Genomic DNA, 26,728 nt, shown 5'->3' on the forward strand with positions numbered 1-26,728 from the left:
TACCTTTCCTTGGATTATTTATATGATTCTTTCATAAATTTTTTTACTATTTATAAAGAATTCTATATGACGACTTTCGCCATTTTTGTATATCTTGTAATCTATTGATGAGAAAAATTTAGTAACCACTGAGGATTTTTCTTCTAAAAAAATAGTCATTTCAAAAAAATCTTGTGATATAGCATATTTATAAGGAGTATTTAAATTTAAAATTCCAGGATCAAAGTCAAATTTATCCAAACTCTGGTCAAAGCCTTTTATTAAAATTTTAATGCTTCTTACTATATCATCTTGAATTTTTATACTTTCAAATAGTTTTTTATGTCTACTAGCAACATCTACTAATTGTAAAAAATCTATTTCACAATCACTAAATTTAAATCGTTCAATTTCATCATTAACTATATCGCAGCAATGATCATCTTTTATGAGATAGAAATTTTGTAAATTTTGAAATTTTTCAATATCGTATTCACCAAATTTCTTATCATAAAAAGCGATCTTGCCCATTACCTCTCCGTTAAGGCATTTTGTTTTGCCTTTAAAATAGGCTTTAATAAATAATCAAGTATTGTCTTTTTGCCGGTAATGATATCAGCTGAGACTATCATACCAACTTTTATCCTAAGTGGCTTTTCTTCGCTACCAAGATAATTTTTCTCAGTTTCTATCCTGACCAAATAATAGCTCTCGCCAGTTTTTTCATTAGTCTCTGTATCGGCACTAATCTGCGTTACTTTGCCTTTTAAACCACCGTAAATACTAAAATCATAGGCCGTAAATTTAACCATCGTATCAAGCCCAGGCCTCAAAAATGCAACATCAGCTGGCTTTACTTTTACTTCAGCAACCAATTTATCCTCAAGAGGAACGATCTCGGCAATATTTTCACCAGGCTTGATAACTCCTGATACGGTATGAACCATCATTTTGCTGACAATACCATTTACTGGAGATCTTACATATGTTCTTTCTACTCTATCGCTTAGACTGATTTGTGATTCATTTATCCTTGCGATCTCTGCTGAAACTTCATTTAGCTCTTTTTTTGCATTATTTTTAAATGCAAGTTTTGCTTCTTCGATCTTATTTTTTGCCTCTTTTATGGTCGATTCGACCCTTGGCACGGCAAGCACAGATGCGTCAAGCTCGCCTTTTAGGTCATTTACGCGTCTTTGAAGCTGGATATACTCGACCTCGCTAACAAGACCTTTTTTAAAGATAGGCTCCATGATAGCTTTTTCTTTTAAAACAAGGTTGTAGCTATTTTGAGTTTGAGAAATTTTATTTCTAAGCTCATTTAGCTCACTTTGGCGTTGATGGATCTGCTCTGTTAGAATTCCTATTTGCTCATTTAAGTGATCGATATTTGAATTATGCAAACTTAGCTCATATCTTATGGCTTTACTATTATTCGCATCTCTAGCTTCGTCATAGTCAAATTCCTTATCATTCGCCTCAGCATCAAGTCTCATAAATTTTGCTTGAAGTTCATCAAGTCTTAGTTTTGACTCACCATAACTACTCGTAAAATTTTTATTATCTAGCCTTATTAAAATTTGATCTTTCTTGACTTCATCACCCTCTTTTACAAAAATTTGATCGACTATACCGCCTTCAAGATTTTGTATCGCTTGGTTTTTTCCAGACGGGATGATCTTACCACTACCTCTTGTGATCTCATCTATTTGTGCCCAAGAGGCCCAAACAAGAAGCCAAAACATAGTTATAGCAACTGTATAGAGTATCTTTTTAGATGTTGATGGAGCTTTAGCCAAAACAGCCTCAGAAAGACTTGACATAAATTTCAAATCATAAGCATCATAATTTTTTGTTTGAAGATTAGACTTTATATCATCTACGCTATTTAAAATTTTATTACTAGCTTCCTCTTGTTCTTTTATGCTATTTTCAGAAATTAATCTTTTTTCAGTTTTTGGATTTTCATTTTGTTTATTCTTGATATCTTCTTGCATGATCACTTCCCACTAAGTCTTGCTAAAACTTCATCTCTTGGTCCGTCCAATAAAATTTTGCCATTGTCCATAACTATAAGTCTATCAACAAGATCTAGCATCGACGTCCTATGCGTAACAAGCAGCATCGTTTTATTTGCTGTATTTGTCTTTAAATTTATTTTTAATTTATTTTCAACTGTATTATCAAGAGAATTCGTTGGCTCATCAAGCAAAATAATAGGACTATCCAATAAAAATGCCCTAGCCACAGCTATGCTTTGACGCTGTCCACCACTTATGCCATCGCCTCTTTCAAAAACTGGCATATCAAATCCAAGCGGATGAGCATTTACATATTCATCAACTCCGCTTACTTTAGCTGCTTTTATAATCTGAATATCATCAACATATGGTGCTTTTTGAACAATATTTTCTCTAACCGTTCCTTTAAAGAGCACAACATCTTGCGGAACATAGCCGATATTTCGCCTAAGATCGGCTGGATCGATTTGATTAATATCAATACCATCGATTAGCACTGAGCCTTCAGTTGGTGAGTAAAGTCCCAAAATAAGCTTTTGTAAAGTAGTTTTTCCAGAGCCATTTTTGCCTATAATGCCAACTTTTTCACCTGGCTGAATAACAAAATTTATCCTATCAAGCGAACCTTTTGTGGTATCTGGATATGTAAAGCTTACATTTTTAAATTCGATCTTTCCATCAAAAGAATTTCTTCTAACAAATTTTTTACCTTCTGGCCTTTCAACAGGCATTTGCATAATCTTACTAAGACTTTGATAGGCTGTTTTTGTCTGCTCAAAATTTGCAGCTAGTGAAGCCACCTGTCCCATAGGAGCGATAGCACGAGAGCTAAGCATAACCGCAGCGATAAGACCACCCATTGTAAGATGCGTATCTTGTATCATATAGACGCCAAGAACGATGATGGCAATAGTATTTAATTGCACTAAAAAAGATGTAACAGTCGTTATCGAAGTTGTGATAATTTTTGATTTAATGCTTCTATTTGCTATCTCACCAGTTGCCTCTTCCCAGTTCCATTGTATATGGCCACTAGCACCAAGAGTTTTGATAGTCTCAAGACTACTAAGGCTCTCTATTAAAATTCCATTTTTTATAGCCGAAGCCTCAAATGTACTTTTAATAGCATTTTGAAGTGGATCTTTTATAAAAAATGTATAACATAAAATAGCTATCATAATAACAATTGGCACAAGTACGATATAACTTCCTATAAAATAAGTAACTATCAAGAAAATGATCGCAAATGGAAGATCGACAATGGCTGCCAATGAAGCTGATGAGAAGAAATTTCTAACCGTATCAAACTCTTTTAGATTACTAGCAAATGAGCCAACAGATTTTGGTTTATTGCTAAATTTCATATCCATAACTCGCTCAAATAAAATAGAGCTCATTATGATGTCACTCTTTTTGCCAGCAATCTCAAGGAAATATGATCTTACAAATTTTAAAAAAAGATCTATACCATAAACTACACTTACACCAAGTGCTAAGACCCAAAGTGTTTCAACCGCATTATTTGGCACGACACGGTCATATACATTCATCGTAAAAAGCGGACTAGCAAGAACAAATAAATTTATAATAAAACTTGCAAGAACAACATCAAAATAAATCTTTTTTGAACGTTTTAGAGTTCCCCAAAACCAGTGGTCATTGCCCGCATCAATTAGCTTTGTTGAGCTAGTATCCTCTGGAACAAACTCGCGCTTTAAATAGTATGCATAGCCTAAATATTCTTCTTTTAATTTACTTATTTCTATCGTGCTAGTACCAGTTGAAAGTTCTGGAGTTATGATATTTGCTGTCTTTTTATCTTTACTAAAAGATTGCAAGATGCAAGCTTTTTTACCTCTAAGCATTAAAATGCAAGGTAAAACTAAAGGAGAGATTTGTTCAAGATCTTTTCTTACAAGGGTAGAAGCAAAACCAGCACGAGAAGCAGCACGAGAAAATAAAGACCTTGAGCTTTTAAGTGAAAAAAGCTCAATTTCATCGCCATCTTTTACTGGCAAGCCAATAGTTAAAGCATCAGCGCTGTATGGATTATTATGAAGCTTGGTAAAAATAACCAAACATTGAAGCAGCTCATCTTTTATCTTATCACTATGCATCTATCATCCAATGTTCTTAATTTCATCTATATAAATTCCTTGCATATTTTTAATGCCAAGATCGATTAACTTTTTCTTCTGCTCTTCGCTTTCAACACCGGTTGCGATCAAAATAATGTCTTTTGAACTTAAAACAACATCAAGTGATTGTTTTGTGTTTACACCTGACTTATCACTTAAGAAGTCAATCAAGACATTTGACTGAATTTTTACATAATCAGGGTTAAATTCTTTTAGTTTCTCGATACCTTTTGCGTTAAGCTCGAAGTGGTCAAAACCAAATCCAAAGCCAAGTTCTTTTAATTTTTTAGTAAGCTTAACTATACTTTCTATGCTAATATCGTCTTTATTTGGAATTTCTATATAGTTTTTATATTTTGAAATTTGACTTATCTTTTTAAGTGTAGCTTCGAGTTTTGAAAAATTTTCATCTGAATTTAATATCTCTTTTCCCAAATTTATGGCTAAATTACCGCTTGGTAAGATATTCTCCGGTAAAATTCTGGCTACCCTATTTAAGATATAAAGATCAAGCATTGCACCTAAATTTAGCTCATTAACCATCGGCATGAAATATGAGGCCATACGCCATACGCCATCTTTATCAACAAGTCTCAAATAAAGCTCATACTGCTCAAAATTTGAATTAAGATCAATCACTTTTTGAGCTGCAAATTTAAATTCATCTTCTTTTATTGAGTCAAAAATAAGCTCTTTATACTTCTCTTTACCAATCACTAAAGTATTTTGATTTTCATTAAATACCTTATATGTAAAGCTTCCAGCAAGTCTTGAGCTAGCCAATGTAACGTCAGCTGAAGTAAGAAGTGTCTTGATATCAGTATTTGGTGAATACTCAACTATCGCAGCATTTACTGGATACTCGCTATCATTTAGCGCAAAATTTACATAAAGCTTTTTAAACTCATTCATAATTTCATCACATAGAGCCAAGAAATTTGACGAATTTCTACCATACGAAAGCACAATAAAATCATTATCGTTAAGTCTTGCAACAATCGCATTTTTATCATTATGGATTGATTTTTCTTGTAAAATTTGAGCTATTTTCATTACAACACTTTGCCATTTTTCAAAGCCAAGCGTACTTTTTAAATTTATTAGATCTTTAAAACTAGCAAGTAAAGCAACGCCACTTGAATATTCTTCACTAGCTAGATACTCACTAAATTTAGTTTGAAAAAATCTTCTGTTATTAGCACCACTCATTGTATCTTTATATAAAAGCTCTTGATATTTACTAAGCGTGGCTGCTTCTCTCTCAAAAATGTCTTTTACCTTGCTAACCATAGAGTTCATAGCTAGAACCATTTTTTTAAGATCGGCTGTAAATGGAATTCTTTTCTGAATAATAAATTTATTATCAAGTATGGCCTCAGCCTGATCTTGAACCTTCATAAGCGGCCTAAAAATAGCTTTTAGAGCGAAATATGCCACCACAAGAGTGACAATTATCATTAGAAGAAGAAAATTAAAAATATTTTTTGAGTTAGTATAAAGCTCATTGTAGGCAAGTGCAGTGCTGCCTTGAACATAAAGCGTGCCAAATTTTGCCCAACCAGTCATAATCTCGCTATCTGCTATTGGCGCTTCAAACTTGGCTATTTTGTAAAACCATTCAGGAATATCTTTAACAACAGTTTGTTGAGAATTTTCAATAAGAACCTTGCCATCAACATCTTCAAGCTTGATAAGCTTGTATCTACCGCTGTCAAACATAGAATTTATCATTGTTTGAGCCAAGGACATGTCATCTGGATCGATAATAGGCTTTAAAGCAAGTCCAAGCGAATTTGCTGTATGTCTTGCGTTTTCACCAAGCTGGTCATTAATATATCCATTTAGGCTCTTAAAATTTAAGTAGCCAACAGCCATAAAAATCATGATACCAAAAGTTATCACGGCGATCATAATTTGTTTAAATAGCGTCATAAATCCTCTTTTCCTATCCTATCTATTAGTTCCATCCACTTAGGATTTTGTTTTTTATTTCCACCTGGTATTGCTTGACCAAGACCTTCTTGTTTTGCCAAGTATAGCGAATCACCATTAAAACTATAAACCGGAACAAGGTCTGTTCTTTGAGTTGCGATTTTTATTTTACCATTTATGTTATCTAAAATTAATGGAATAGATTTTGGTGTATCGTAATATGCTAAAACCATATGAGCTTGATTGTATCTTAAGGCTTTAACATATGTGAAGTATAATTTTTGAGTTGGAATTCCTAGCTGCTTTAGTGTAAAATATTTTGCGATAACGTAGTCTTCGCAGTCACCAGCACCTTTTCCTATAAATTCCATTCTAGTAGCCCAATAATCCTTTTTGTGCCAAAGCTGCATATCATCAACCCATCTAAAAGAGTTAAAAAAGTCATTTACTTTTATTAACTTCTCTTGTTCCGTTGCATCTTGCAATGAAGTCATTAAAGAATTTAGAGCAGAAGCCCTTCTTCTTGCATCTTCTCCATAAATTTTAGCTACCTTTGCTATAGTTGTTGATTTTATAAAATCTCCAATAGCACTTGCTAATAATAAAAAAAGGACGCTTACAATAAGCGTCCAAAAATTTGTCTTGACCCTCATGGTCATTACTTTTTACATTTTTATCTTAAATCGTTTTGAATGCTGCAAGCACCTTGAATGTATCTCTTTGCAAAACCTGGTTCAAAGCTATCTGAGATCATTCCCATATTATCTAATAGTCTGTATTTTGCATAAGATAGTGCTGTCTCAGTTGTAGCGATCTCTTTTAATGCAGAGTTATATTCATTTTCAGCATCAAGCAAGTTTATAAGATCACGACGACCGATTCTAAACTCATCCTGATAAGCGTCAAGTGTAGCTTTAGCATATTCAACGTGTTGATTTAAGTATCCCATTTTCTCTTGGTTAAGAACATAATTTTGCCATGAAAATTCCAAAGATTCTTTAAGCTCTCTTACAAGATTATCCAAAGTTTGTTGCTCTTGTTGAACAGCAAGTTGGCTTTTTTCTTTATCTAGTTTATCATTGCCTTTATTGTAAAGGTTATAGTTTAGTCTCAAAAGTGCGTCAAATGTTTGTTCTTCATAATTATCATATAAAACATTTGAATGATCATATGTACCAGATACGACAAGATCTAGCTTTGGCAAGAATAGCGCATTTTTCTCTTTCACAACTGACTCTGCCATAGCAATATTTGATTTTTGAACTAAAAGTGATGGGTTGCAAAGAATTGCTTTATTATAAACAGCTTCTTTTGTGCTAGGCAAAGGAAGGCCAAACTCAGGCATTACTAAATTTTTAGCTGCAACTTTTTTCCCATACAATTTCTCAAATGTAGAAAGTGCATCTTCATAGTTATTTTTAGCGGCTGTATAGTTTGATTGAGCTAGAGTATAGCGTGATCCAGCTTGTCTCTCTTCAGAAGCTACACCATAACCTGATCTTGCTCTATCTTTAATTTGGCTATAAATCTCCTCATGACTCTTTACGTTTTCTTCTTCAATGTCTAAAATTCTTTTAGTTTGAAGAACTTGCAAGTAAGCATTTGTAGCATTTAATGTAAGTCTATCTGCAGCTTGTGCTACTGAATAAGCAGCTGAATCAAGCCTTGCACTTTGAGAATTTATTCTATTTTTATCAGCACCACCATTGTATAAATTTTCAACCAAGGTTAGAGATGTGCCAGAAATTCTTCCATCTCCTCTTCTTGTAGAAACTCCATCATCAAGGCGTTTTTTCTCATATCCCACTCTAGCAGCAGCGTCAAGTGTTGGATAATAGGCATTTTTTGCTATTTTTAGATCTTTGCCAACTTGTAGATAGTTAAATTCTGTAGCTTTTAAGCTTGGATTTTCATTTAAAATAGTCTTTATAACTTGATCTAAAGTCAAAACTCCATCATCAACTTGTGCTACTGGTTTTACTTCAGTTGATATAGCTTGTTCTATATTAGATTTTTTTGTTATTTGAGTATCAGCTACAGGTACTTTTGCTCTCATTAAAGCATCTTTATATCCTGACTCATTTTGAACTTTAGTCAATAATTCATTAGCTTCATTTTCAGAAACTGGAACTGTGTCAACATATAAAAATTTTCGTCCACCAACCTCATAGATACCTGTGGTCAGCCTACTATCAGAAATTTTACTATTAACTTTATTAATAGCACTGTCGATTCTAGCCTGATTATCATCTTGTGCAAATGAAGCTAGAAAAATCCTATAAGGAACATCTTGAGCTGACAGTACAGTTGCTGCCAAAGCACTAATTGCTAACATCTTTTTCATAACTAAGATCCTTTTACCTTTTTTTATCATTAAGTCTATACTTAAATTTTGACACGAATTATACACCAAGAAATATTAAACGTATTTTAAATATCTTATGACAAAAAAATAATTTTTATATAGTTTTAGAAAAACGCCTTAAATTCTCGGGAATTTTCTTTAGATATTCATCAAAACACATTGCAATATTTCGTATTATCAGTGTTCCAGTTTCATTTACGCTGATTTTATCTACTGTAACATTGACAAATTCGCTTAAATTTTTAAGCTCCTCAAGCTCTTCCTTAAAGTGTTCAAAGAAATTTATATGGAATTCATTCTCGATGGCTTTGATATCAAGCCCAAAATTACTCATTAAGTTCATAATAACACTCTTTCTAAGCAGATCTTCATCGCTTAGATAAATTCCCTTTGCGTATGGCAGCTTTCCGCTATCAATTGCTTTTTCGTACTCATCCATATCTTTATGATTTTGTGCGTAGTGTCTTTTGCATTCACCTATGCTAGTCACTCCAATACCAATCAAGTCAGCGCCACCTTTTGTCGTGTAGCCCTGAAAATTTCTATGCAAAGTACCATTTGCCAAAGCACCAAAAAGCTCATCGTTTGGCTTTGCAAAATGATCCATTCCGATCATTTTATAGCCATTTTTAGTTAAAAACTCAGCTGTAAATTTTAAAATTTCAAGCTTCACTTCTGGATTTGGCAATGTGGTTTCATCAAATTTACGCATTGACTTTTTTATCCATGGAACATGAGCGTAGTTAAAGACTGCAAGCCTATCAGGATCAAGTGTGAGGGCTAGCTCAAGCGTCTTTTTAAAGCTCTCTAGGCTTTGATACGGTAGACCGTAGATCAGGTCCATATTGATTGATTTTATGCCCTTTTGCCTAGCCATTTTTACAGCATTTTGGGTGATCTCATAAGGCTGAATTCTATGAATTTCTTTTTGCACCTTTTCATCAAAATCTTGCACGCCGTAGCTTATGCGGTTAAAACCATGAGATATGAGCACATCAAGCTGCTCATTTGTCAAAAATCTCGGATCTATCTCACAACTTATCTCAGCCTCTTTTGAGAAATTTTTAAATTTAGCTTTGATAAATTTGATGATCTCATCAAGCTGAGTAGCATTATAAAATGTTGGTGTACCGCCACCAAAGTGCATCTGTAAAACCTCGGCGCTAGTGTCCAGGTGGCGAGCTAAAATTTCAAGCTCTTTTTCTATATATCTTATATATCTCTCTTTGCGGTCCTCTTTGCTAGTGTAAATGACGTTACAGCCGCAAAAATAACAAGCACTCCTGCAAAATGGCAAGTGTAAATAAAGCGAAAGCGGTCGATTGAGATCACGATTTTCAAGCTCTTTTATATAAGCTTCATAGCTAAATTTATCACTAAACTCTGGTGCTGTCGGATAGCTAGTATATCTTGGCCCTGGCCTTGAATACTTCACATAAGCACTAAAATCAATCATCTGCCCTACTCCTTGCCATTTGAATCACCTCTTTTATGTCTACAAATAAATTTGGGTGCTCTTTTTTGATATTTTTTACCAGCTTGTCAAGATCAATATTAAATTGTCTACTTTTTTTATCGCTTGCGATCTTTTTTATCTCATCCATAGCAACCACCCAAACATCGCTAAAATCAACTGGAATGTTTTGCCAGATCGTCTTTTCGAGCCTTAGATCAAAATTTTCTTTTTGCGACTCTTTTAAGGCCTCGATCAAAGCCGAAAGCGATTTTACAGAGATTACTGTGTGTAAATTTTGATTTTCATCAATGCCAAACCATGGTTCTTTCGAGTCCCAAGAGCCACTTTTTAAATTTAAAATATGCTCATTTGGATTTTTGGTTGAAACTATCTCAAAGATCGTTTTTTCAGGGCTACTCAGCCCAAGGTTATTACCGATCTCATCTATCTCATCATATATATTTTTCTCTTTGCTCATCTTCTTCTCTCATCCAGCCAGACCATCACGCCTTTTTGGGCATGGAGTCTGTTTTCAGCCTCGCTAAAAATTTCATCCGCGTGCTTCTCAAAAACTGCCTCGCTCACCTCGTAGCCTCTATAAGCTGGCAAGCAGTGCAAAAATATCGCATCTTTTTTAGCTAAGCTCATCAAATTTTCATCCACGCAGTATCCAGCAAAGTCTTTTAGCCTCTTTTCTTTCTCAGCCTCTTGCCCCATCGATACCCAAGTATCTGTAGTCACTACATCGGCACCATTTACCGCTTCTTTTATATCATTTGTGATAAAAATTTTTGCACCTGAAATTTTTGCGTTTTCATTAGCCATCTTTAAAATTTCTGCATCCACTTCGTAGCCTTTTGGCGTGGCTACTCTTAGCTCAAGTCCTAGCTTACTTGCTAGCATGAGCCACGAGTGAGTCATGTTGTTGCCATCTCCTACGTATGCGACCTTTTCACCTGCGCTAAATTCAAGCATCGTAAGATAATCCGCCATTAGCTGCACTGGGTGAAATTTATCGCTTAAGCCGTTTATCACTGGCACGCTTGAAAATTTAGCAAATTCTTCTAGCGTCTCGTGTTTATCGACCCTTAGCATAGCCATGTCACACATCCTGCTTATCACTCTGGCAGTGTCACGGATTGGCTCGCCACGGCCTATTTGTATATCATTTTTACTTAAAAATAGCGCATATCCGCCAAGCTCATGCATGCCTACATCAAAGCTTACCCTAGTTCTAGTTGAGCTTTTTTCAAATATCATCGCAAGCTTTTGATCTTTAAGATATGGCTTAAATTCTCTAGCCTTCGCCTCTTTTTTGATCTTACGGGCTAAATTTATCATCTGTTCGATCTCATCTTTACTAAAGTCGTTTAGCGTCAAAAAGTGCCTCATCTTAGCCCCTTAAAATTTTGGCTGCTTCTTTTGCGTGATATGAAATGATCAAATTTGCCCCTGCTCTTTTAAAGCCAATCAAAGTCTCCATCATAACGCGATCATAGTCTATGATGCCAGCTTTTGCGCCAGCTTTTAGCAGCGCGTACTCACCGCTTACGTTATAGACACAAAGTGGTAGAAGTGTTAAATTTCTAAGCTCTCTAACTACGTCAAGATAGGCAAGCGCTGGCTTTACCATCAAGATATCAGCGCCTTGTGCCTCGTCCTGCAAGCTCTCATTGATAGCCTCTAGGCGGTTTGCGCTGTCCATTTGGTAGCTCTTTCTATCGCCAAAGCTTGGAGCGCTTTGCGCCACATCGCGAAATGGTCCGTAGTAGGCTGAGGCAAATTTAGTCGAGTATGCCATCACTGGTAAATTCTCAAAGCCGTTGCTATCAAGTGCCTCTCTTAGCGTTGCAATGATGCCATCCATCATACCGCTTGGTGCGATCATATCGGCCCCATTTTGAGCGTGTATCAAGGCTTGTTTGGCTGAAATTTCAAGTGTGGCATCGTTGTCGATGGTGTTATGTACGTGATCGATTATGCCGCAGTGGCCGTGGTCTGTGTACTCGCAAAAGCAAAGATCAGTGACGACTACCAAATTTGGAAATTTATCTTTTATGGCTCTAAGCGCAGTTGCGATAATGCCGTCATTACTTAGTGCGTCACTGCCAACGCTATCTTTTAGGCTTGGTATGCCAAATAAAATGATCGATTTTATGCCTAAATTTACTATCTCTTTGCACTCTTTTAAAATTTCATCGATACTCATTTGATAAACGCCCGGCATCGAAGCGATCTCGTTTTTAACGCCTTTGCCCTCGACTACAAAGAGTGGATAGATAAAGTCATTTACGCTAAGGCTAGTCTCTCTTACCATGTCTCTTAAAGCTGGATTTATTCTTAATCTTCTAAAACGTTTAAACATATTTTTGCCTTTTCTTTGTTAAAATGCGTGATTTTTAGCTAGTTTAGCACAGTTGGAGTAAATTTAAAATGAAAATAGAAATTTCAAACGCTGCAAATCTACCTTCAAGATTTGGCACTTATAAGGTTCAAGCCTTCAAAGAAGGGGTAAAAGAGCACCTCGTGATCTACAAAGAGCCTTTGAGCGAAGTGGTAAATCTTAGAATTCACTCCGAATGCCTAACTGGCGATGCGATCGGAAGCCTAAAGTGCGACTGCCGCGACCAGCTCGAAGCGAGCCTAAAATATATCGAAGAAAATGGTGGCATGGTCATCTACCTGCGTCAAGAGGGCAGAAATATCGGGCTTTTAAATAAGATAAACGCTTATAGCCTCCAAGATAAGGGCTTTGACACGATAGAAGCCAATCACCAGCTAGGTTTTAAAGCCGATGAGAGGACTTATGAAGTGGTTGATTTTATCCTAAATCACTACGGCATAAAAGAGGTAAATTTGCTCACAAACAACCCTTTAAAACTTCACGGACTAAGCTCAGTAAAGATTGTAAAACGCGTGCCTATCGTCATCAAGCCAAATAAATTTAACGAAGGCTACTTGAAAGTAAAAAAAGAGCAAATGGGACACATCCTGTGATGAAAAATGAGCTTTATTTGCCAGCTGAATTTGACGAAAAAGTAAAGGCTTACGCTCAAACTTTTGCTAAATTTAACAAAGTTCATAGCTTAAGCAATTATAAAGACATAAGCGAGCAGGTGCTTGATAGTATTAGACCGCTTGAAATTTTTGACCTAAATGCCAAAACAGCGATCGATGTAGGTAGCGGAGCTGGCTTTCCAGCGATATTTTTAGCCCTTGCGATGCCGCGCACTAAGTGGCACCTTTTTGAGCCGATAGCCAAAAAGTCATCATTTCTAAGCTACGCTAAGATCGAGCTTGGCTTGCAAAATTTAGAAGTTCATAGCCAAAAGATCGAGCTTACAGATAAATTTACGGCTGATCTCATCACCTCAAGGGCGCTTAGCAAGACAAAAGAGCTTATAAAAATTTGCGAGGGATTTTACGATGAAAATACTAAATTTCTCATCTACAAGGGCTCAAGTGTCATGGATGAAATTTCAGGCATCGACGCGCAAATTTATAATGAAAAAAACAGAAACTACATATATTTTAATCTCAAAAATCAAGGGGAGATACGTTGAAATACTTGCTTTTTGTAGCGATTTTGGTTGCGATTTACATCATATTTTTTAAAAATAGAAAAAATAGCGACAAGATAAGCGCCAGTAACTTCGAAGAGTGCAGCAAATGCGGTGTCTTTAGCGACATCGACCAAATGGTATTAAGAGACGGAAAATATATCTGCAAAGAGTGTATAAAGGGTGAGAGATGAAAATTTTGGGTGATGAGCTGATCAAATTTGAGCCACTATTTCTTTGCAAAAGCGAAGATGAAATTTCAAACGGTAGGCAAAATCTCTTTAAATTTGATAGAAATTTGATAAAAAGAGCGCTAGAAGCTGAAGCAAACTTTAGCATCATCGCAAATGACATAAACGAAGCTATCATCGCAAACGCCGCTGGAGCAAAATTTATTATCGCAGATATTGACATTGCAAAAGATCTAGCAAAGATAGCTGAGAGTTATCTATTTGACGCACTTATAGCTGTTTTGATAAAAGATGAAAGCGAGCTAGCACAGCTTGCAAAATTTAACATAGACGCAGTGATCTTGCCAAATGCTATAAAAGAATAAGGACAAAAATGGAAATTTTTAAAACTGCTTTTTTAATGGTTACTTTAATGCTGATTTTTATCGCTGTTGGCGGATATATTGGCGGTGAGCATGGCATGATGATCGCCTTTTTGATAGCGGCTGGTACAAATATCTTTTCATATTTTTTTAGTGATACTCTGGTGCTTAAAAGATACAACGCTATCCCAGTCGATGAGAGCAACGCTCACGGGCTTTATGAGATCGTATCTCGCCTCACACAAAAGGCAAATTTGCCTATGCCAAAAATTTACATTATCCCAGAAGAGGTGCCAAACGCCTTTGCCACAGGCAGAAACCCAAGCCACGCAGCTGTCGCGGTAACTGAGGGGCTTTTAAAAATTTTAAATGAAAACGAGATCGAGGGCGTGCTAGCTCATGAGCTAAGCCACGTAAGGCATTACGACATCCTAACTGGCTCAATCGCTGCCATACTAGCTGGTGCTATCGCAATGCTTGCAAATTTTGCTAAGATTGGCAGTATTGCTGGGCAGAGTGGCGGTTCAAGAAGAGGCGGCGGTAATGCCATCGTTATGCTAGCACTTGCTATACTCATGCCAATAGCTGCCACAATTATCCAAATGGCGATCTCAAGGGAGCGCGAGTATAAGGCGGACAAGGGCGCAGCCTATATAACAGGACACCCAGAGTGGCTTGCAAGCGCTCTAAGAAAGCTTGAGAGTTACTCAAATTCTTACATTATGCAAAATGCAAGCGAACAAAGTGCTCATATGTTTATCGTAAATCCATTTGGCTCGCTAACTAACAAGCTTGGCGTACTTTTTAGAACGCATCCAAGCACTAGCGATAGGATCGCTGAGCTTCAAAGGCTTGAACAAGAGATAAAAAGAGGCATGTAAAAATTTAGTCCTTAGTAAAATTTGGGCTAAATTTCTTTTTTCTGTCATCTTTTTTGGCTTTAAATTTAGGCATTTACAAGAAATTTTAAATTTTATGAGCGAGTAGTTTCGGATCTAAAATTTGAGCCAAGCGGTGGGCAAAATCAAATTTTAGTAGTCGATTCTTGCAAGTAAATAAAATTTTAAAATTTACAAAAATATCAAGTTTACAACCAAAAAACCAAAATTTAGCCCCAAATTTCACTGCAATTTCTTGCAGTCACGATCTTCTATAGTGTACTCAAAAATAAGCTCACCATTTTCTGAATAGAAAAGCTCGTCCAAGGCAACACCAATACTCAGCATATTTAAGATTTCTTTATCTTTGCAAGCAGTTCGCAGATTCTCTTTTTTGATAGCTTCGATAAATTCCAAAAGCTCTTTCTCTTCAAGCCTTTTGATCTCTTGCTTTCTTGCGTGTTTGACAGCATATCTATAAATGAGCGTATCACCTACATTTAGAATATCGTTTAGTATAAGTGTTGGTGTGCAGATAAATGGAAGCTTTTTTTTGTAGTAAGTTGCGTGATTTTTCGCTGCCATATCTGGCGTAAGAGCCAGGGCAAGCGAGTAAAAAAACAGTAAAAAAATGACTACTCGCAACTACTTTTATCCAAATTTATATCAAAAAAATGCCTGCCTTCAAAGCCGTAACTACCACTTAGCGTGATGCCACGATTTAGCACAGCTCTAGCCATACCTGAATTGCAAAGCGCATCTTTTCCATTTTTATAAAACTCATCTTTTAAAGCTAAAATTTGAGCTTTATTGTAGCCTTTTATCCTCTTTGTCTTGGTCTCGTTTAAAACAAACTCACCATGTATGTTTAGCCCACTGCTACTTACATCTTTTAGCGTGATCATCTCATCGACCCTGCTTGGTAAATTTGGCTTTGCAGTTTGGACGACAAAGGTTGGGATCTGCTTAGTGTCAAGCTGATTTAGTATCTGCTCATAAATTTTAAACTCACTCTCTTGCACACCAAAAGCAAGGCTAGCAAGAGCTAATAAAACGATCTTTTTCACACATTACCTTTATATAAATTTTCTAGTTATATTTGGCGAGAGTTTTACTAAAATATCATAACTTATCGTATCAAAAAATTTCGCCCAAATATTTGCATTCTCAAGCACACAGACCCATTCGCCGCTATCTTTACAGCTAAAGCTATCCATAGAAATTTTGCCTAGTATTGGCTCGTTATTGGCAAGTCTTAGCTCGCCACATCCATTGTATCTTAGCAATCCATCGCCATATCCAAGATCATAAGTGGCTACATTTATATCTTCTTTTGCGCTAAATTTAGCACCATATCCAACACCTTGACCACTTTTTAAAATACGCTTGCTAACTCTTTTTGCCCATAGTGAAAGTACCGGCTTTAACCCCAAACTATCATTGAACTGAGAGTATCCATACTGAGCGATACCAACACGCACCATATCATCTTCAAGCTCGCCTGCTCTCTCAAGAGCAGCTGAGTTGTGAGAGTGAAAGATCGGTTTTTTTATACCAAACTCATCGCAAAGAGCTAAAATTTTCTCTTTTGCAGCCCTAAAATTTTCCCTTTGCACAAAATAATCAGCATTTAGCTCATCACTTGCGCGAAAATGAGTATAAGCTCCAAGAAGCTCTAAATTCCTTCTTGTTAAAATTTCAAAGGCGTAATCAAGCTCGCTTATATCAAGCCCATTTCTATGCATGCCAGTATCGATTGCAAGGTTGATTTTTGAGCCATCTTTTATCTTTAAAAGTGCCTCTATATCATTTATCGCATAGATAAATTTGCTGCTTTCATTTCCGGTTGGGATATGTGAGAGAATGAGAATATTTTCAAATATGTCAGAAATTTCATCTGCTTCAAACTCACTTTTTACAGCACAAATTTCTATGCCAAATTTTTTAGCTTCACTAGCAATAAGCCTTGCACCATGACCATAAGCATTGTCTTTTAATACAACTATTACTTTCTCTTTGCCACCAGCTTTAGCACAAATTTGAGTGAGGTTATGAATATATGAAGCTTTATTCAGGCGTATTTCAGACATTAAAATTCACATTAAAAGCAGTATAAACATCCGGTAAAAGTTTTCTTACGTTGTAATCAAATGCATAAAATTTAGCGTAAATTTCTTTCAGATCAGCCTCTTTTACTTTGCTAAAATCAAAAACATCAGTACCATTTTTCTTTGGAACTTGGCGGTCAAGCTCAGCAAAAAAAGCAGCTCTTGCCTCTAAAATTTTTTCGATTTTTTCTTTTACTTCTTGAGATTTTTCCACTTTTACTCCTCTATAAAAATTTTCATATCATCGTTATAAAGCTTCACATAAAGCGTCTTTTGACCAGCAAATTTATGTGTATCTGAAACATAATCCTCATAAAAACTCACACGAAAAAGCCTATCGTTTTTAAGATTTGGATAAGGCGTGATGAGAAAATTTGAAAAACTAATGCGTTTTTTCTCTTTTTTAGAAAAAATAGCCCGCTTCATACTTTTAAATTTTTCCAAGCTCATACCATCGTATCGCTCAAAGTTTTTATCGTAAAATTTAAGATAGTTTTCAATGTCGCTCTCGCTCCATGTCTTTTTCCAGCCCAAAAGTCCAGAAATGATCACTGCAATATCTTTTGCGCTAGCTTCTGGGCGCTTATCTTCATAAATAAATGCAAGTGTTTTTTTGTGATCCACAACATCATCAAATTTCATCAAAGTATCATTTTGCATAGCCACGCAGCCTTTTGTTTTTAGCTCATCTGTCCTTTGACCATCGAGCGGATAGCCATGTATCCAAATACCACCACCATTTCGCTTTGCAAGTTTGTCAAGCAAATTTGGATATGAAAGCGAAAATGCAAGTGGGCCAAGATATCTATCATTTGGGGTAAATCTACGTGTAAGCTGATACACTCCAACCGGTGTTTTTAGATCGCCTTCAAGAAGCTTATCACCATTTTTGCCAACTATAACGCTTGAGCTAAAAAGCTTTTTTGTAATGCCGCCATTATAAGAGATCACTTCAAGCTTCTTTTTAGTTTTATCAACTACACTCAGAAGTATCTCATTGTCATAATATCCATATCTGACATCCTTGCCCTCAAGCTTTTTTAGCCAGTAATCCTTACTTAAAATATTTTTTTCGATGGCATCGATAACAGCAGCAGAGCCATTTTTTAAGTAAATTTCTTCGTAATTTTGGGCAAAAAGACAAGGCGATAACGCGATGAAGAAAAATATAATTTTTTTCAAGTGAAATATCCCAAAAAGTAAAATTTAGTCCGTAATTATATCCTAAAAAATTTATATTTTTAGATTTTAAAGGTAAATTAAGTAGTTCTAAATGTATAATGTGAAAACCATTATTAATTTTATCACAAAGGAAAAATATGAAAAAAATCGTTTTTGGTGCGATGCTTGCAGCTTCTGCTCTTATGGCGGCTGATATCAGCCTAGAAAATGTTAGAGCTAGAGATACAAAACCTGGCACAAACAATAGTGCAATTTTTATGAATATAAAAAATGCTTCAAATTCTGATGTAAAGCTTATTGGCGCTCACTCAAGCGTTTGCAAAAGTACAGAAATTCATACACACAAAATGAATGATGGTATGATGGCTATGGTTCAAATCGAAGATGCAGTGATCCCAAAAAATAGTGAAACAAAACTAGCTCCTGGCGGTTTACACATTATGCTTATGGATCTAAATAAACCATTAAAAGATGGTGATAAAGTTGATTTAGAGCTAAAATTTAGCAATGGCGAGAGCATAAAGCTTGATAATATCGGAGTAACTAAAAACTTTAAATAATGAAAAAAATCATAATTATTTTTTCATTTATCTTTATTGTTTTAGGTGCTTTTTCGATAGGCTATAAGCTTATGACTACAAGCAAAGAAGATCCACCTGAATTTGCCGATGTAAATACATCGCTAGATCCTTTAAAATGTGATCTAAACAATAAAGCTTGTGAGATGGAATTTAATGGCCAAAAGCTAAAAATAGACATCTCACCAAGACCTATTTATGCTATGAGGCCTTTTAGCTTTAAAATCATTAACGGTAAAAATTTAGGGCTAAAAAATCCAAGTCTTGAAATAGACGGCATAAATATGAATATGGGATCAATCAAAGCAAGACTTGAGCCAAGAGGCAATAACTTAACTGCTCAAGTAGTGCTAAGTGCTTGCGTTGTCGAGCTTATGAGATATAGATTTAAAGTACTTGATGACGAAAAAGAAACTGGTTTTTTTGTAGATCTTGATCTAAAATTATAGAGGGTAACGATGAAAAAGGCATTTTGGGGCTTAATAATAATCTTAATTTGTATAGGTGTTGCACTTTTGCTAATAAAGCCAAACAAGTATGATTTTAAGGCACTTTCACAAAATGGTGAAGTAAGTCTTAAAAATTATGACGGAAAGTACAAAGTTATATATTTTGGTTATCTTTTTTGCCCCGATGTCTGCCCTACTGCACTCTCTTTGATTGGCGATGAACTAAATAAACTAAAAAGAGATGACTTTGAGCTACTTTTTATTACGCTTGATCCTGAACGCGATACTCCTGAAAATTTAACTCTAATGGCAAAAAATTTCTACAAAGATGCTGATGGATTAAAACTAAATGCCTTAAAAGAAGTGGCAAAAACCTATGGTGTAAAATTTCAAAAAGTCTGTCTTGAAAACTCAGCCATGGGATATTCCGTAGCACATAGCTCATCGATATATCTTATTGATAAAGCTGGAAATTTCTACAAAGAAATTTCAAATCTAACAAATGAAAACATTGCAGAGAATCTTTTAAATCTAATTAAAGATAGGCCTTAAAAGTTATAAAATTCTAGTAGCCTATCTGAATTAGTAGAAATTAAAATTATTTTTGTCTACTTGCCAAGAAACAAACAAAGAGGATTTAAATTTTATAGAGCTAAAAATAAAAATTTCTAAAAAGAGTCAAAGAGCCTTAGCTCTTTTTATTACTTAACCTTATAGTGTACACTGCCACCATATGCAATATCTTCAGCTTTTACATTATCGTTCATTAAAATTTCACTTATCCTGCCATTTTCTTCTAGCTTTTTCCTATTTTCTTCGGCATCCTCTTGATAGCTATAAACCATCGCAACGCTCACTACGCCGCTAATGCCCTCTATCATCTTAAAAATTCTGATCTCATCTTCGATGCTCTCTGAGCTAACGACCACCACGATCCTATCGTCTGCGTCAGTTATTATTTCACACTCTTTTAGCTTTTTTATCTCATTTTTTACACTTTCATTTCTATTGTCCGTATAAACTATTAAACTTGAAATATTCATTTAATTCTCCAAAACAAAATTTTATTCTCATAAGCTGAAGTTACGACTTCATTGTCGCTTATAAAAACTATACTATTTATCGTACTTTGCCCAGTTTTTAGCATTGCGATATTTTCTAAGCTTTTGCTATCAACTAAATTTACATCGCTCATCTCATCACTCATATAGGCCGCTACTCTACCATCATCGCTAAGGCCGACGCCATAGACCAAAAAGCCGGTATTTATCTTTTTTAGGCTTCCAGCTGAAAATATCCCCACGATCCTGTCGGTGCCTCCGCTGATCATGACGCCATTTTTATATGAGATGTCGTAGATATTGTCTGTATGAATGTCTAAAATTTGATCCATTTTTTTAGCTTTTATATTATAAAAGTAGACCTTCCCACTCTCGCAAGCGATAGCTAGCCTGCTTCTGTCTTCATTTATCTCCATATCTGAGAGCATTGCAATTGAAATTTTAAAGCTGTCATAAATTTCACCACTTTTTAAGTTTAAAAAGTAAATTTCATTGCTGATTGAAGCAAGTGCAATATGCTCATCATCTAAAAATAATGCCTTTTTTGTCGCTTGATTTGGTATTTTTATGCTTTTCATCTGCCCATTTTCTCTTATATAAAGCACCTTTGTAGCATAGTCACCCTCACTTAGGATGAGTATCTTGCCATTTAACTCATCAACGTTTAGAATTTTTGGTCTTTCGTGATCACTAACGTAGGTTTTTATATCATCCATCTTAATGATCTCTTCAAATTTAGACTCTTTAGGATCATAAATTTCAACCGTCCCTCCATCAGTCGCGATAAAGAGTTTGCCATTTATTAGCGTTGTGTTTAGCACATTTGCACTAGCCTCTATTTGCTTATATGGCGTAGTGATCTCGCTTGCAAAGATAAAATTTAATAGACAAAAAATAAAAAACAAAGCTCTCATAAGGCCTCCATTTGAAGTGATTTTTTAAAGCAAACATCAAAGCACTCGCCGCAACTTACGCAGTTTTGATTAATAATAGGTCTAAAAACACCAAGAAATTCGACTGCTTTAAATTTGCAAGCATCAAGGCAGTTGTAGCAGATTGTATTGTTCCATGCTAGACAGCTAGAAACATCGATGCTAACTTTTGCATTTATACTCTTTGGTGAGTTTAAGCTTAATGTCTTCTTACCAAGACTCTCGCAAGCATTTGCGCACTCTTCGCAAAAGTCACAGCCCAGCTTTTTAACTTTAAAAACTACCCTTTCATTTTCAAAGCTAAGAAGCTCTTTTTCACAAGCATTTACGCAGCTAGCATCGCATCCATCGCAGTCAAACTCACCGCTAAAAAATGGCGGAGTTATAAATTTGGGAGCAGGTTTTGCCCCCAAAATTTTACTAAAAAGCTCTCGCCTGCTTTGCATTATTTAACACCATCGTTTAAAACATCTAGCAAGTTTGATTTATGAGTGCCGTTTTTATCTCTAAAATCAGGCTTAAATTTATTACCAACTAGCTGAGTTAAGCCAGTTTGTTGCTCAACGTGGCATGTTGTGCAGTTATATCTTTCATCATCAAGCTTGCCTGCAAGATCTTTTTTATTTCTGATGTCATAAAGGTGAGATGATGGTATCGGTGTTGCTCCACTATCTTTTGCAAACTCAGGCATATGGCAGGTTACGCACATATTCATATCCTTTGTGATAGGCACTAAACCCTCAGTATCGTGTGGGATAAATGGTGGTGCATTTTCAAAAGACCTATCAAATTTCTTTGACATACCAGCTGGCTCTTTTGTGTAGTTCACATCTTTTAATACAACGTCTTTATCGTCTAGCAAATCGATATTTCTAAAGCCGATTTGCGAATCACTAATGCTTGGATTATTAAAAGCACATGCCGCAAAAAACGCAGCACACAATCCTCCAAGCATCATTATTTTTATTTTCATTTTTCTCTCCTTAAATTTCTAATACTAAATTTCAAAGCCCCGTCTCCACAAACATCAATGCACCTACCACAGCTTATGCACTCGCTTGAGCTTACCGAGCGGCTCTCTTTACCGATCATATCAAGCACTTGCATCTCTGGACAAATAAGCTTACATTTCATACATTTTGTACAAGCCTGGGCATCATGTTTTACTCTAATTAGGGCAAATTTTGAGATGATGGCATAAAAGGCACCAAGTGGACAAACGTGCGAGCAAATGCCACGCTTTAACACAAACATATCAAAAGCAATGATCGCAACCGCTATGCCTAAAGCACTAGCTGAGCCGTAAATAACGCCACGCTGAATAATGCCAATATAGCTAACGCTCTCAAATACCGGATAAGACAAAGCAAGGCTTAATATAAGAGCAAGAGCCAGCAAGTAATAACGTAAATTTTTACTCACATTTAAGATTTTTTCGCCCTTAAAGCCAAATTTCTCTCTTAGCTTAAAAGCGATATCGGTTAGTAAATTTATTGGGCATATCCACGAACAAAACGCTCTTGGAGCAACTAGCGCGTAAAATGCAAAGATAATGCCAGCTCCAATAATTGCATTTATGCCGACACTAAAGCTTGCAAGTAAAATTTGAACCAAAGCAAATGGATCACTTAGTGGAATTTTTCCAAAAAGCAAAGATGAGCTTAAATTTCCGCTAAGTATCTTAACTCCATAAAAATTTCCTAGGACAAATAGTGCTAGGATAGAAATTTGAGTTATTCGTCTTAAGATTAAAAATTTCATAGCTCACCACCATTTAGATAATCAGTCGCTTTTTTAATGTCAAGCTTTATTTTGCTGTCTGCATCGTCTATGCGTCTTTCATCTTCTTTTATCCAGCCTTTGACGTAGTTATCGCCTACTTTGCCAAGCACCGCGTCACGGTTTAGCACGGTAATGGCTGCTTTTTTAGTGATACAGGCTCGCTCACATAGGCCACATCCAGTGCAAATGTCACTATCGACCACTGGAAGTAAAAAGGCATGCTTTTGCGTCCTTTCGTTGCGGCGGTATTCAAGATACAAGGCTTTATCTAAAAGAGGACAAGCCCTATAACAAGCATCGCACTGTATACCCCAGTGTGCCACGCAGTTTTTCATATCAACCACCGCAACGCCCATTTTGGCCTTATTTATATCAAGCTTGCCTTTTGTGCTTACTAAATTTACGTCCAAAGCTCCAGTCGGACAGGCTGGCACACAAGGGATATTTTCACACATATAGCAAGGAATTTTTCTAGGCTCAAAATAAGGCGTTCCAATGCTTATGCCATCTTCTAGCGATGAGAGCTTTAGCGTATCAAATGGACAAGCTTCTACGCAAAGCCCACACCTAATGCAGCTTTGTAAAAATTGCTTCTCTTCTTTTGCACCAGGAGGCCTAAGAAGCATAAGTGGCGAAGCTTTGGCACTAAGCGACCAAACAAAGCCTCCGCCAAGAGCCAAAAGTGCTACTTTTGCTCCAAATTTTAAAGCCTCTCGCCTACTTGAAAATCCCATATCGCTCACCTATGCTTTATAAATTTTAACCGCACACTTTTTATAATCAGTCTCTTTTGAGATTGGGCAAGTAGCGTCTAGTGTGACTTTATTGATAAATACGTTTTCATCAAACCAAGGCACATAAATAAGACCTACTGGTGGCTTATTTCTACCTTTTAGATCAACTCTTGCTTTTACCTTGCCACGACGTGATTCGACCCAAACGATCTCATTTTGCATTACGCCAAGATTTTTAGCATCATCTTCATGCATATAGCAAAGTGCCTCTGGAACAGCCCTATAAAGCTCAGGAACACGCATGGTCATAGTGCCTGAGTGCCAGTGCTCTAGAACACGGCCAGTACATAGCCAGAACGGATACTCTTTGCTTGGCATCTCGCATGGATCCATGTAAGGGCGGAAGAAAATTTTTGCTTTGTTTGCAAGAGATGTTTTATCTTTATTTGTAACGCCTTTTAGATCGCCTGTTGGAAGAGCTGCATTTTTGTTGCCGTAGAATGCAAATTTCTCATTTGGGGCAGCTTTTTTAGCGTATGGGTCAAATTTAGTATTAAATCTCCACTGAGTCTCTTTGCCATCAACTACTGGCCATCTAAGACCTCTTACCTTATGGTATGTGTCAAAATCAGCTAGGTCGTGACCATGTCCAACACCAAATTTTCTATACTCTTCCCAAAGATATTTATGGACGAAAAATCCATATCCTTTAAATTCTTTGCCATCTGAGCCGATCACCTTTCTGCTATCGCCAAATACTTCTGTATTGTCGTAGTTTTCTATGATCGGATCGTTTGCACTAAATTTCTTAGCCTCTTCGTTAGCAAAAAGTACATCAAATAGCGTATCTTCTTCGCTATACCCCATAGCTTTTGCAGCATCAAGCACATTTGGAAGTGTAACTTTGTCATTTACTTTTTTCTCACCCCAAACATCTTTTAGCTTAAAGCGTTTACTAAACTCCATCATTTGCCAAATATCAGGCATCGCTTCGCCAACCGGAAGTACTTGCTGTCTCCAGTGTTGTGTTCTTCTCTCGGCGTTACCGTATGCGCCCCATTTTTCATAGATCATCGCAGTTGGGAGGATAAGGTCAGCTACTTTTGCAGAAATTCCTGGATAAGGATCGCTTACAACGATGAAGTTATCCATCTCACGAGCTGCTTTTATCCAGTGGTTTGCATTTGCAGTATTTTGCCATGGGTTGTTTACTTGAACCCAGATAAATTTAACCTTACCATCTTCAAGATCACGCATCATTTTTACGTAGTGAGAAGCGAGCACACCACTTAGTGTTCCAGCAGGAAGTTTCCAAATTTTTTCAGTTATCTCTCTATGTTTTGGATTCTCAATAACCATGTCAGCTGGTAAGCGGTGAACAAATGTTCCAACCTCTCTTGCAGTACCACACGCACTTGGTTGGCCAGTTAGAGAAAACGCTCCTGAGCCTGGAAGTGCTTGTTTACCAAGCAAGAAATGAACCATATAAGCTTGCTCATTTACCCATGTACCACGTTGGTGTTGGTTAAAGCCCATAGTCCAGAAACTTACGACTTTGCGGTTTTTCTCTATATAAAGATCAGCAAGTGCTTTTAATTTTTTCTTAAATTCTTCTATATCTTCGTTTGGATCGCCCTTTGCCACCTTTGCTGTAAAGTCAAGCGTGTAAGGCGCAAGAGCTTTTTTAAACTCTTCAAATGTTATTTGCCAATGTGCGCCAGATTTTGCAGCATTTTTATTTTCTAGCGTATCGCCAGCTTTTAGTCCAAGATATGCAAGTGTAACACCCTCAGCTTCACTTAGCACCTTTGACTTCTCAGTAGCAGCAGTATCTAGCTCGCTTGGAGCATATTTTTTATGATGAATATCTGGACGAAGACCATATCCGATATCGGCTGGACCAGTTGTAAATACACAGTGTTTTTTAACAAATTCTTCATCGATCATCTCTGGGTGGTTATAAACTATCTCACGAGCGATGTAGTTCCAGATAGCAAGGTCAGATGACGGAGCAAAGATGATCTCTATATCAGCCAAATTTGATGTTCTAGTTGAATATGTGCTTAAATTTACAACCTTTACTCTATCAGGATCGCTAAGCTTTCTATCGCTTACGCGTGCCCAAAGGATCGGGTGCATCTCAGCCATATTTGCGCCCCAAGCCACAATAGTATCAGTTAGTTCGATATCATCAAAACAGCCTGATGGCTCGTCTATACCAAAAACTTGCATAAAGCCAACAACCGCGCTTGCCATGCAGTGTCTTGCGTTTGGATCGATGCTATTGCTTCTAAAGCCACCTTTTATAAGCTTAACTGCAGCGTAACCTTCTGGAATTGTATATTGACCAGAGCCTAGAACTCCGATGCCATGAGGGCCTAGCTCATTATATGCTTTTCTAAACTGAGCCTCCATAACATCAAATGCTTGCTTCCAGCTTACTTGCTTAAATTTACCTTTTTTATCAAATTCGCCTTTTTCATTTACACGCAAAAGCGGATGAGTGATCCTATCCTCGCCGTACATGATCTTAGCATTAAAATAGCCTTTAATGCAGTTTAGACCACGATTTACTGGTGCTTCTGGATCTCCTTTTACAGCTACTATCTTGCCTTCTTTTGTAGCGACCATGATACCACAGCCTGTCCCACAAAACCTACAAGCGGCTTTATCCCAGCGCCAGCCTTTTTCGGCTTCGCTTGCTGCACTTAGCGAGCTTGGTACGGCTATACCAGCACTAGCACAAGCAGCACTAGCCGCAGCACTTTTTATGAATTCTCGTCGATTCATTCTTTCTCCTTTAAAGATTTAAAACAAATTTAATTGATATTAACCTTGCAAAACTTATTTACAACTGATTTACATTTACAAAAATTTCAAAAAACTTAAGCTAAAAATGTAAATATTTTTCTATATAAAAATATTAATTTTCTCACAAAGTACGATTTTAAAAGAAAATACTATTTAATAAAATTTAAAAATTTTAGAGTAGTTATCAAAAAAGCTAAAGAAAATAAAGT

General features: G+C 36.3%; 30 protein-coding genes. 8 read left to right on the forward strand and 22 right to left on the reverse strand.

Annotated features, from left to right (window positions below):
- Nucleotides 1–18: 18 nt before the first annotated feature.
- The 10 genes from CVS93_RS03210 to hemB all read right to left on the reverse strand — a co-directional run bounded on the left by CVS93_RS03210 (nucleotide 19) and on the right by hemB (nucleotide 12,256).
- Nucleotides 19–510 carry a DUF5416 family protein gene (locus CVS93_RS03210; protein WP_107686548.1) on the reverse strand — a complete coding sequence of 164 codons (492 nt, stop codon included), beginning with the start codon at nucleotides 508–510 and terminating at the stop codon, nucleotides 19–21.
- Nucleotides 510–1,976: an HlyD family type I secretion periplasmic adaptor subunit gene (locus tag CVS93_RS03215; protein WP_107686549.1), complete on the reverse strand. Its 1,467-nt coding sequence runs from the start codon at nucleotides 1,974–1,976 to the stop codon at nucleotides 510–512. Before CVS93_RS03215 ends, CVS93_RS03210 begins: the two co-directional genes overlap by 1 nt.
- 2 nt (nucleotides 1,977–1,978) lie before the next feature.
- Nucleotides 1,979–4,117, reverse strand: coding sequence for a type I secretion system permease/ATPase (locus tag CVS93_RS03220; RefSeq protein WP_084040698.1), 2,139 nt, complete (start codon nucleotides 4,115–4,117; stop codon nucleotides 1,979–1,981).
- Nucleotides 4,118–4,120: 3 nt separating this feature from the next.
- A complete protein-coding gene (locus CVS93_RS03225) occupies nucleotides 4,121–6,070 on the reverse strand; it encodes a LapD/MoxY N-terminal periplasmic domain-containing protein (RefSeq protein ID WP_107686550.1) in 1,950 nt (649 codons plus the stop codon).
- Nucleotides 6,067–6,723: a transglutaminase-like cysteine peptidase gene (locus CVS93_RS03230; protein ID WP_054196396.1), complete on the reverse strand. Its 657-nt coding sequence runs from the start codon at nucleotides 6,721–6,723 to the stop codon at nucleotides 6,067–6,069. The genes CVS93_RS03225 and CVS93_RS03230 overlap by 4 nt, the downstream gene beginning before the upstream one ends.
- Before the next feature lie 20 nt (nucleotides 6,724–6,743).
- Nucleotides 6,744–8,414: a TolC family protein gene (locus tag CVS93_RS03235; protein ID WP_107686551.1), complete on the reverse strand. Its 1,671-nt coding sequence runs from the start codon at nucleotides 8,412–8,414 to the stop codon at nucleotides 6,744–6,746.
- Between the two features lie 115 nt (nucleotides 8,415–8,529).
- Complete coding sequence (gene hemN / locus CVS93_RS03240) at nucleotides 8,530–9,891, reverse strand: oxygen-independent coproporphyrinogen III oxidase (protein WP_107686552.1); 1,362 nt, start codon at nucleotides 9,889–9,891, stop codon at nucleotides 8,530–8,532.
- Nucleotides 9,884–10,369, reverse strand: a complete 486-nt coding sequence (locus CVS93_RS03245) for a DUF2603 domain-containing protein (protein ID WP_084040706.1) — start codon at nucleotides 10,367–10,369, stop codon at nucleotides 9,884–9,886. The genes hemN and CVS93_RS03245 overlap by 8 nt, the downstream gene beginning before the upstream one ends.
- On the reverse strand, nucleotides 10,366–11,283 hold the full coding sequence (gene argF / locus CVS93_RS03250) for an ornithine carbamoyltransferase (RefSeq protein ID WP_087576830.1): 918 nt from the start codon (nucleotides 11,281–11,283) through the stop codon (nucleotides 10,366–10,368). Before argF ends, CVS93_RS03245 begins: the two co-directional genes overlap by 4 nt.
- Nucleotide 11,284: 1 nt before the next feature.
- Nucleotides 11,285–12,256 carry a porphobilinogen synthase gene (hemB, locus tag CVS93_RS03255; RefSeq protein WP_107686553.1) on the reverse strand — a complete coding sequence of 324 codons (972 nt, stop codon included), beginning with the start codon at nucleotides 12,254–12,256 and terminating at the stop codon, nucleotides 11,285–11,287.
- Between the two features lie 68 nt (nucleotides 12,257–12,324).
- Between hemB and ribA the strand changes: the two genes are divergently transcribed.
- Genes ribA through htpX form a run of 5 tightly spaced genes read left to right on the forward strand, consistent with a single transcriptional unit; the run spans nucleotide 12,325 to nucleotide 14,885 of the window.
- The gene (gene ribA, locus CVS93_RS03260; protein ID WP_087576828.1) at nucleotides 12,325–12,888 is read left to right on the forward strand and encodes a GTP cyclohydrolase II; all 564 of its coding nucleotides are present in this window, start codon (nucleotides 12,325–12,327) and stop codon (nucleotides 12,886–12,888) included.
- The gene (gene rsmG / locus CVS93_RS03265; RefSeq protein WP_107686554.1) at nucleotides 12,888–13,454 is read left to right on the forward strand and encodes a 16S rRNA (guanine(527)-N(7))-methyltransferase RsmG; all 567 of its coding nucleotides are present in this window, start codon (nucleotides 12,888–12,890) and stop codon (nucleotides 13,452–13,454) included. Before ribA ends, rsmG begins: the two co-directional genes overlap by 1 nt.
- Nucleotides 13,451–13,645 carry a hypothetical protein gene (locus CVS93_RS03270; protein ID WP_107686555.1) on the forward strand — a complete coding sequence of 65 codons (195 nt, stop codon included), beginning with the start codon at nucleotides 13,451–13,453 and terminating at the stop codon, nucleotides 13,643–13,645. The genes rsmG and CVS93_RS03270 overlap by 4 nt, the downstream gene beginning before the upstream one ends.
- Nucleotides 13,642–14,007 carry a hypothetical protein gene (locus CVS93_RS03275; protein ID WP_103582581.1) on the forward strand — a complete coding sequence of 122 codons (366 nt, stop codon included), beginning with the start codon at nucleotides 13,642–13,644 and terminating at the stop codon, nucleotides 14,005–14,007. Before CVS93_RS03270 ends, CVS93_RS03275 begins: the two co-directional genes overlap by 4 nt.
- A gap of 8 nt (nucleotides 14,008–14,015) precedes the next feature.
- Nucleotides 14,016–14,885 carry a zinc metalloprotease HtpX gene (htpX, locus tag CVS93_RS03280; RefSeq protein ID WP_107686556.1) on the forward strand — a complete coding sequence of 290 codons (870 nt, stop codon included), beginning with the start codon at nucleotides 14,016–14,018 and terminating at the stop codon, nucleotides 14,883–14,885.
- A gap of 240 nt (nucleotides 14,886–15,125) precedes the next feature.
- Here htpX and CVS93_RS03285 read toward each other — a convergent pair whose 3' ends face one another.
- From CVS93_RS03285 to CVS93_RS03305, 5 genes are read right to left on the reverse strand one after another with little or no spacing between them, the layout of a single operon-like run.
- The gene (locus CVS93_RS03285) at nucleotides 15,126–15,527 is read right to left on the reverse strand and encodes a flagellar protein FlaH (RefSeq protein ID WP_107686557.1); all 402 of its coding nucleotides are present in this window, start codon (nucleotides 15,525–15,527) and stop codon (nucleotides 15,126–15,128) included.
- Nucleotides 15,518–15,949 (reverse strand): hypothetical protein, encoded by a 432-nt coding sequence (locus CVS93_RS03290; protein WP_054196386.1) that lies wholly within the window; start codon nucleotides 15,947–15,949, stop codon nucleotides 15,518–15,520. The genes CVS93_RS03285 and CVS93_RS03290 overlap by 10 nt, the downstream gene beginning before the upstream one ends.
- 9 nt (nucleotides 15,950–15,958) lie before the next feature.
- On the reverse strand, nucleotides 15,959–16,972 hold the full coding sequence (locus tag CVS93_RS03295; protein ID WP_107686558.1) for an alanine racemase: 1,014 nt from the start codon (nucleotides 16,970–16,972) through the stop codon (nucleotides 15,959–15,961).
- Nucleotides 16,965–17,204, reverse strand: coding sequence for a CmeU family protein (gene cmeU / locus CVS93_RS03300; protein ID WP_087576821.1), 240 nt, complete (start codon nucleotides 17,202–17,204; stop codon nucleotides 16,965–16,967). The genes CVS93_RS03295 and cmeU overlap by 8 nt, the downstream gene beginning before the upstream one ends.
- 2 nt (nucleotides 17,205–17,206) lie before the next feature.
- Nucleotides 17,207–18,172 (reverse strand): L,D-transpeptidase family protein, encoded by a 966-nt coding sequence (locus CVS93_RS03305; protein WP_021090919.1) that lies wholly within the window; start codon nucleotides 18,170–18,172, stop codon nucleotides 17,207–17,209.
- Nucleotides 18,173–18,309: 137 nt separating this feature from the next.
- On the opposite strand from CVS93_RS03305, the gene CVS93_RS03310 reads away from it, so the two are divergent.
- From CVS93_RS03310 to CVS93_RS03320, 3 genes are read left to right on the forward strand one after another with little or no spacing between them, the layout of a single operon-like run.
- Nucleotides 18,310–18,732, forward strand: coding sequence for a copper chaperone PCu(A)C (locus CVS93_RS03310; protein ID WP_107686559.1), 423 nt, complete (start codon nucleotides 18,310–18,312; stop codon nucleotides 18,730–18,732).
- Complete coding sequence (locus CVS93_RS03315; protein WP_107686560.1) at nucleotides 18,732–19,199, forward strand: hypothetical protein; 468 nt, start codon at nucleotides 18,732–18,734, stop codon at nucleotides 19,197–19,199. The genes CVS93_RS03310 and CVS93_RS03315 overlap by 1 nt, the downstream gene beginning before the upstream one ends.
- 9 nt (nucleotides 19,200–19,208) lie before the next feature.
- On the forward strand, nucleotides 19,209–19,751 hold the full coding sequence (locus tag CVS93_RS03320) for an SCO family protein (RefSeq protein ID WP_107686561.1): 543 nt from the start codon (nucleotides 19,209–19,211) through the stop codon (nucleotides 19,749–19,751).
- 149 nt (nucleotides 19,752–19,900) lie between these two features.
- Here CVS93_RS03320 and CVS93_RS03325 read toward each other — a convergent pair whose 3' ends face one another.
- Genes CVS93_RS03325 through napA form a run of 7 tightly spaced genes read right to left on the reverse strand, consistent with a single transcriptional unit; the run spans nucleotide 19,901 to nucleotide 26,498 of the window.
- Nucleotides 19,901–20,242 carry a chaperone NapD gene (locus tag CVS93_RS03325; protein ID WP_107686562.1) on the reverse strand — a complete coding sequence of 114 codons (342 nt, stop codon included), beginning with the start codon at nucleotides 20,240–20,242 and terminating at the stop codon, nucleotides 19,901–19,903.
- Entirely contained in the window at nucleotides 20,239–21,174 is a 936-nt protein-coding gene (locus CVS93_RS03330) for a WD40 repeat domain-containing protein (RefSeq protein ID WP_107686563.1), read from the reverse strand. Before CVS93_RS03330 ends, CVS93_RS03325 begins: the two co-directional genes overlap by 4 nt.
- Nucleotides 21,171–21,638 (reverse strand): 4Fe-4S ferredoxin, encoded by a 468-nt coding sequence (locus CVS93_RS03335; protein ID WP_107686564.1) that lies wholly within the window; start codon nucleotides 21,636–21,638, stop codon nucleotides 21,171–21,173. The genes CVS93_RS03330 and CVS93_RS03335 overlap by 4 nt, the downstream gene beginning before the upstream one ends.
- Nucleotides 21,638–22,165, reverse strand: coding sequence for a nitrate reductase cytochrome c-type subunit (locus CVS93_RS03340; RefSeq protein ID WP_021090505.1), 528 nt, complete (start codon nucleotides 22,163–22,165; stop codon nucleotides 21,638–21,640). The genes CVS93_RS03335 and CVS93_RS03340 overlap by 1 nt, the downstream gene beginning before the upstream one ends.
- The gene (gene napH / locus CVS93_RS03345) at nucleotides 22,162–22,953 is read right to left on the reverse strand and encodes a quinol dehydrogenase ferredoxin subunit NapH (protein WP_107686565.1); all 792 of its coding nucleotides are present in this window, start codon (nucleotides 22,951–22,953) and stop codon (nucleotides 22,162–22,164) included. The genes CVS93_RS03340 and napH overlap by 4 nt, the downstream gene beginning before the upstream one ends.
- Nucleotides 22,950–23,708, reverse strand: coding sequence for a ferredoxin-type protein NapG (napG, locus tag CVS93_RS03350; RefSeq protein ID WP_087577164.1), 759 nt, complete (start codon nucleotides 23,706–23,708; stop codon nucleotides 22,950–22,952). The genes napH and napG overlap by 4 nt, the downstream gene beginning before the upstream one ends.
- Nucleotides 23,709–23,717: 9 nt before the next feature.
- Nucleotides 23,718–26,498, reverse strand: a complete 2,781-nt coding sequence (napA, locus tag CVS93_RS03355) for a nitrate reductase catalytic subunit NapA (RefSeq protein ID WP_107686566.1) — start codon at nucleotides 26,496–26,498, stop codon at nucleotides 23,718–23,720.
- Nucleotides 26,499–26,728: the final 230 nt, after the last annotated feature.

This window comes from Campylobacter concisus (assembly GCF_003048535.1).
GTDB classification, from domain to species: Bacteria; Campylobacterota; Campylobacteria; order Campylobacterales; family Campylobacteraceae; genus Campylobacter_A; species Campylobacter_A concisus_S.

Excerpts from the sequence above, each read along its gene's own strand:
- CVS93_RS03295 (WP_107686558.1), bottom strand. The coding sequence starts at position 16,972 with ATGTCTGAAATACGCCTGAATAAAGCTTCATATATTCATAACCTCACT.
- CVS93_RS03275 (WP_103582581.1), top strand. The coding sequence starts at position 13,642 with ATGAAAATTTTGGGTGATGAGCTGATCAAATTTGAGCCACTATTTCTT.
- CVS93_RS03325 (WP_107686562.1), bottom strand. The coding sequence starts at position 20,242 with ATGAATATTTCAAGTTTAATAGTTTATACGGACAATAGAAATGAAAGT.
- CVS93_RS03225 (WP_107686550.1), bottom strand. The coding sequence starts at position 6,070 with ATGACGCTATTTAAACAAATTATGATCGCCGTGATAACTTTTGGTATC.
- napG (WP_087577164.1), bottom strand. The coding sequence starts at position 23,708 with ATGGGATTTTCAAGTAGGCGAGAGGCTTTAAAATTTGGAGCAAAAGTA.
- napA (WP_107686566.1), bottom strand. The coding sequence starts at position 26,498 with ATGAATCGACGAGAATTCATAAAAAGTGCTGCGGCTAGTGCTGCTTGT.
- CVS93_RS03215 (WP_107686549.1), bottom strand. The coding sequence starts at position 1,976 with ATGCAAGAAGATATCAAGAATAAACAAAATGAAAATCCAAAAACTGAA.
- CVS93_RS03220 (WP_084040698.1), bottom strand. The coding sequence starts at position 4,117 with ATGCATAGTGATAAGATAAAAGATGAGCTGCTTCAATGTTTGGTTATT.
- CVS93_RS03310 (WP_107686559.1), top strand. The coding sequence starts at position 18,310 with ATGAAAAAAATCGTTTTTGGTGCGATGCTTGCAGCTTCTGCTCTTATG.
- argF (WP_087576830.1), bottom strand. The coding sequence starts at position 11,283 with ATGAGGCACTTTTTGACGCTAAACGACTTTAGTAAAGATGAGATCGAA.
- ribA (WP_087576828.1), top strand. The coding sequence starts at position 12,325 with ATGAAAATAGAAATTTCAAACGCTGCAAATCTACCTTCAAGATTTGGC.
- CVS93_RS03315 (WP_107686560.1), top strand. The coding sequence starts at position 18,732 with ATGAAAAAAATCATAATTATTTTTTCATTTATCTTTATTGTTTTAGGT.
- CVS93_RS03335 (WP_107686564.1), bottom strand. The coding sequence starts at position 21,638 with ATGCAAAGCAGGCGAGAGCTTTTTAGTAAAATTTTGGGGGCAAAACCT.
- CVS93_RS03245 (WP_084040706.1), bottom strand. The coding sequence starts at position 10,369 with ATGAGCAAAGAGAAAAATATATATGATGAGATAGATGAGATCGGTAAT.
- CVS93_RS03340 (WP_021090505.1), bottom strand. The coding sequence starts at position 22,165 with ATGAAAATAAAAATAATGATGCTTGGAGGATTGTGTGCTGCGTTTTTT.
- CVS93_RS03330 (WP_107686563.1), bottom strand. The coding sequence starts at position 21,174 with ATGAGAGCTTTGTTTTTTATTTTTTGTCTATTAAATTTTATCTTTGCA.
- CVS93_RS03235 (WP_107686551.1), bottom strand. The coding sequence starts at position 8,414 with ATGAAAAAGATGTTAGCAATTAGTGCTTTGGCAGCAACTGTACTGTCA.
- CVS93_RS03210 (WP_107686548.1), bottom strand. The coding sequence starts at position 510 with ATGGGCAAGATCGCTTTTTATGATAAGAAATTTGGTGAATACGATATT.
- napH (WP_107686565.1), bottom strand. The coding sequence starts at position 22,953 with ATGAAATTTTTAATCTTAAGACGAATAACTCAAATTTCTATCCTAGCA.
- hemB (WP_107686553.1), bottom strand. The coding sequence starts at position 12,256 with ATGTTTAAACGTTTTAGAAGATTAAGAATAAATCCAGCTTTAAGAGAC.
- hemN (WP_107686552.1), bottom strand. The coding sequence starts at position 9,891 with ATGATTGATTTTAGTGCTTATGTGAAGTATTCAAGGCCAGGGCCAAGA.
- CVS93_RS03230 (WP_054196396.1), bottom strand. The coding sequence starts at position 6,723 with ATGAGGGTCAAGACAAATTTTTGGACGCTTATTGTAAGCGTCCTTTTT.
- rsmG (WP_107686554.1), top strand. The coding sequence starts at position 12,888 with ATGAAAAATGAGCTTTATTTGCCAGCTGAATTTGACGAAAAAGTAAAG.
- CVS93_RS03320 (WP_107686561.1), top strand. The coding sequence starts at position 19,209 with ATGAAAAAGGCATTTTGGGGCTTAATAATAATCTTAATTTGTATAGGT.
- htpX (WP_107686556.1), top strand. The coding sequence starts at position 14,016 with ATGGAAATTTTTAAAACTGCTTTTTTAATGGTTACTTTAATGCTGATT.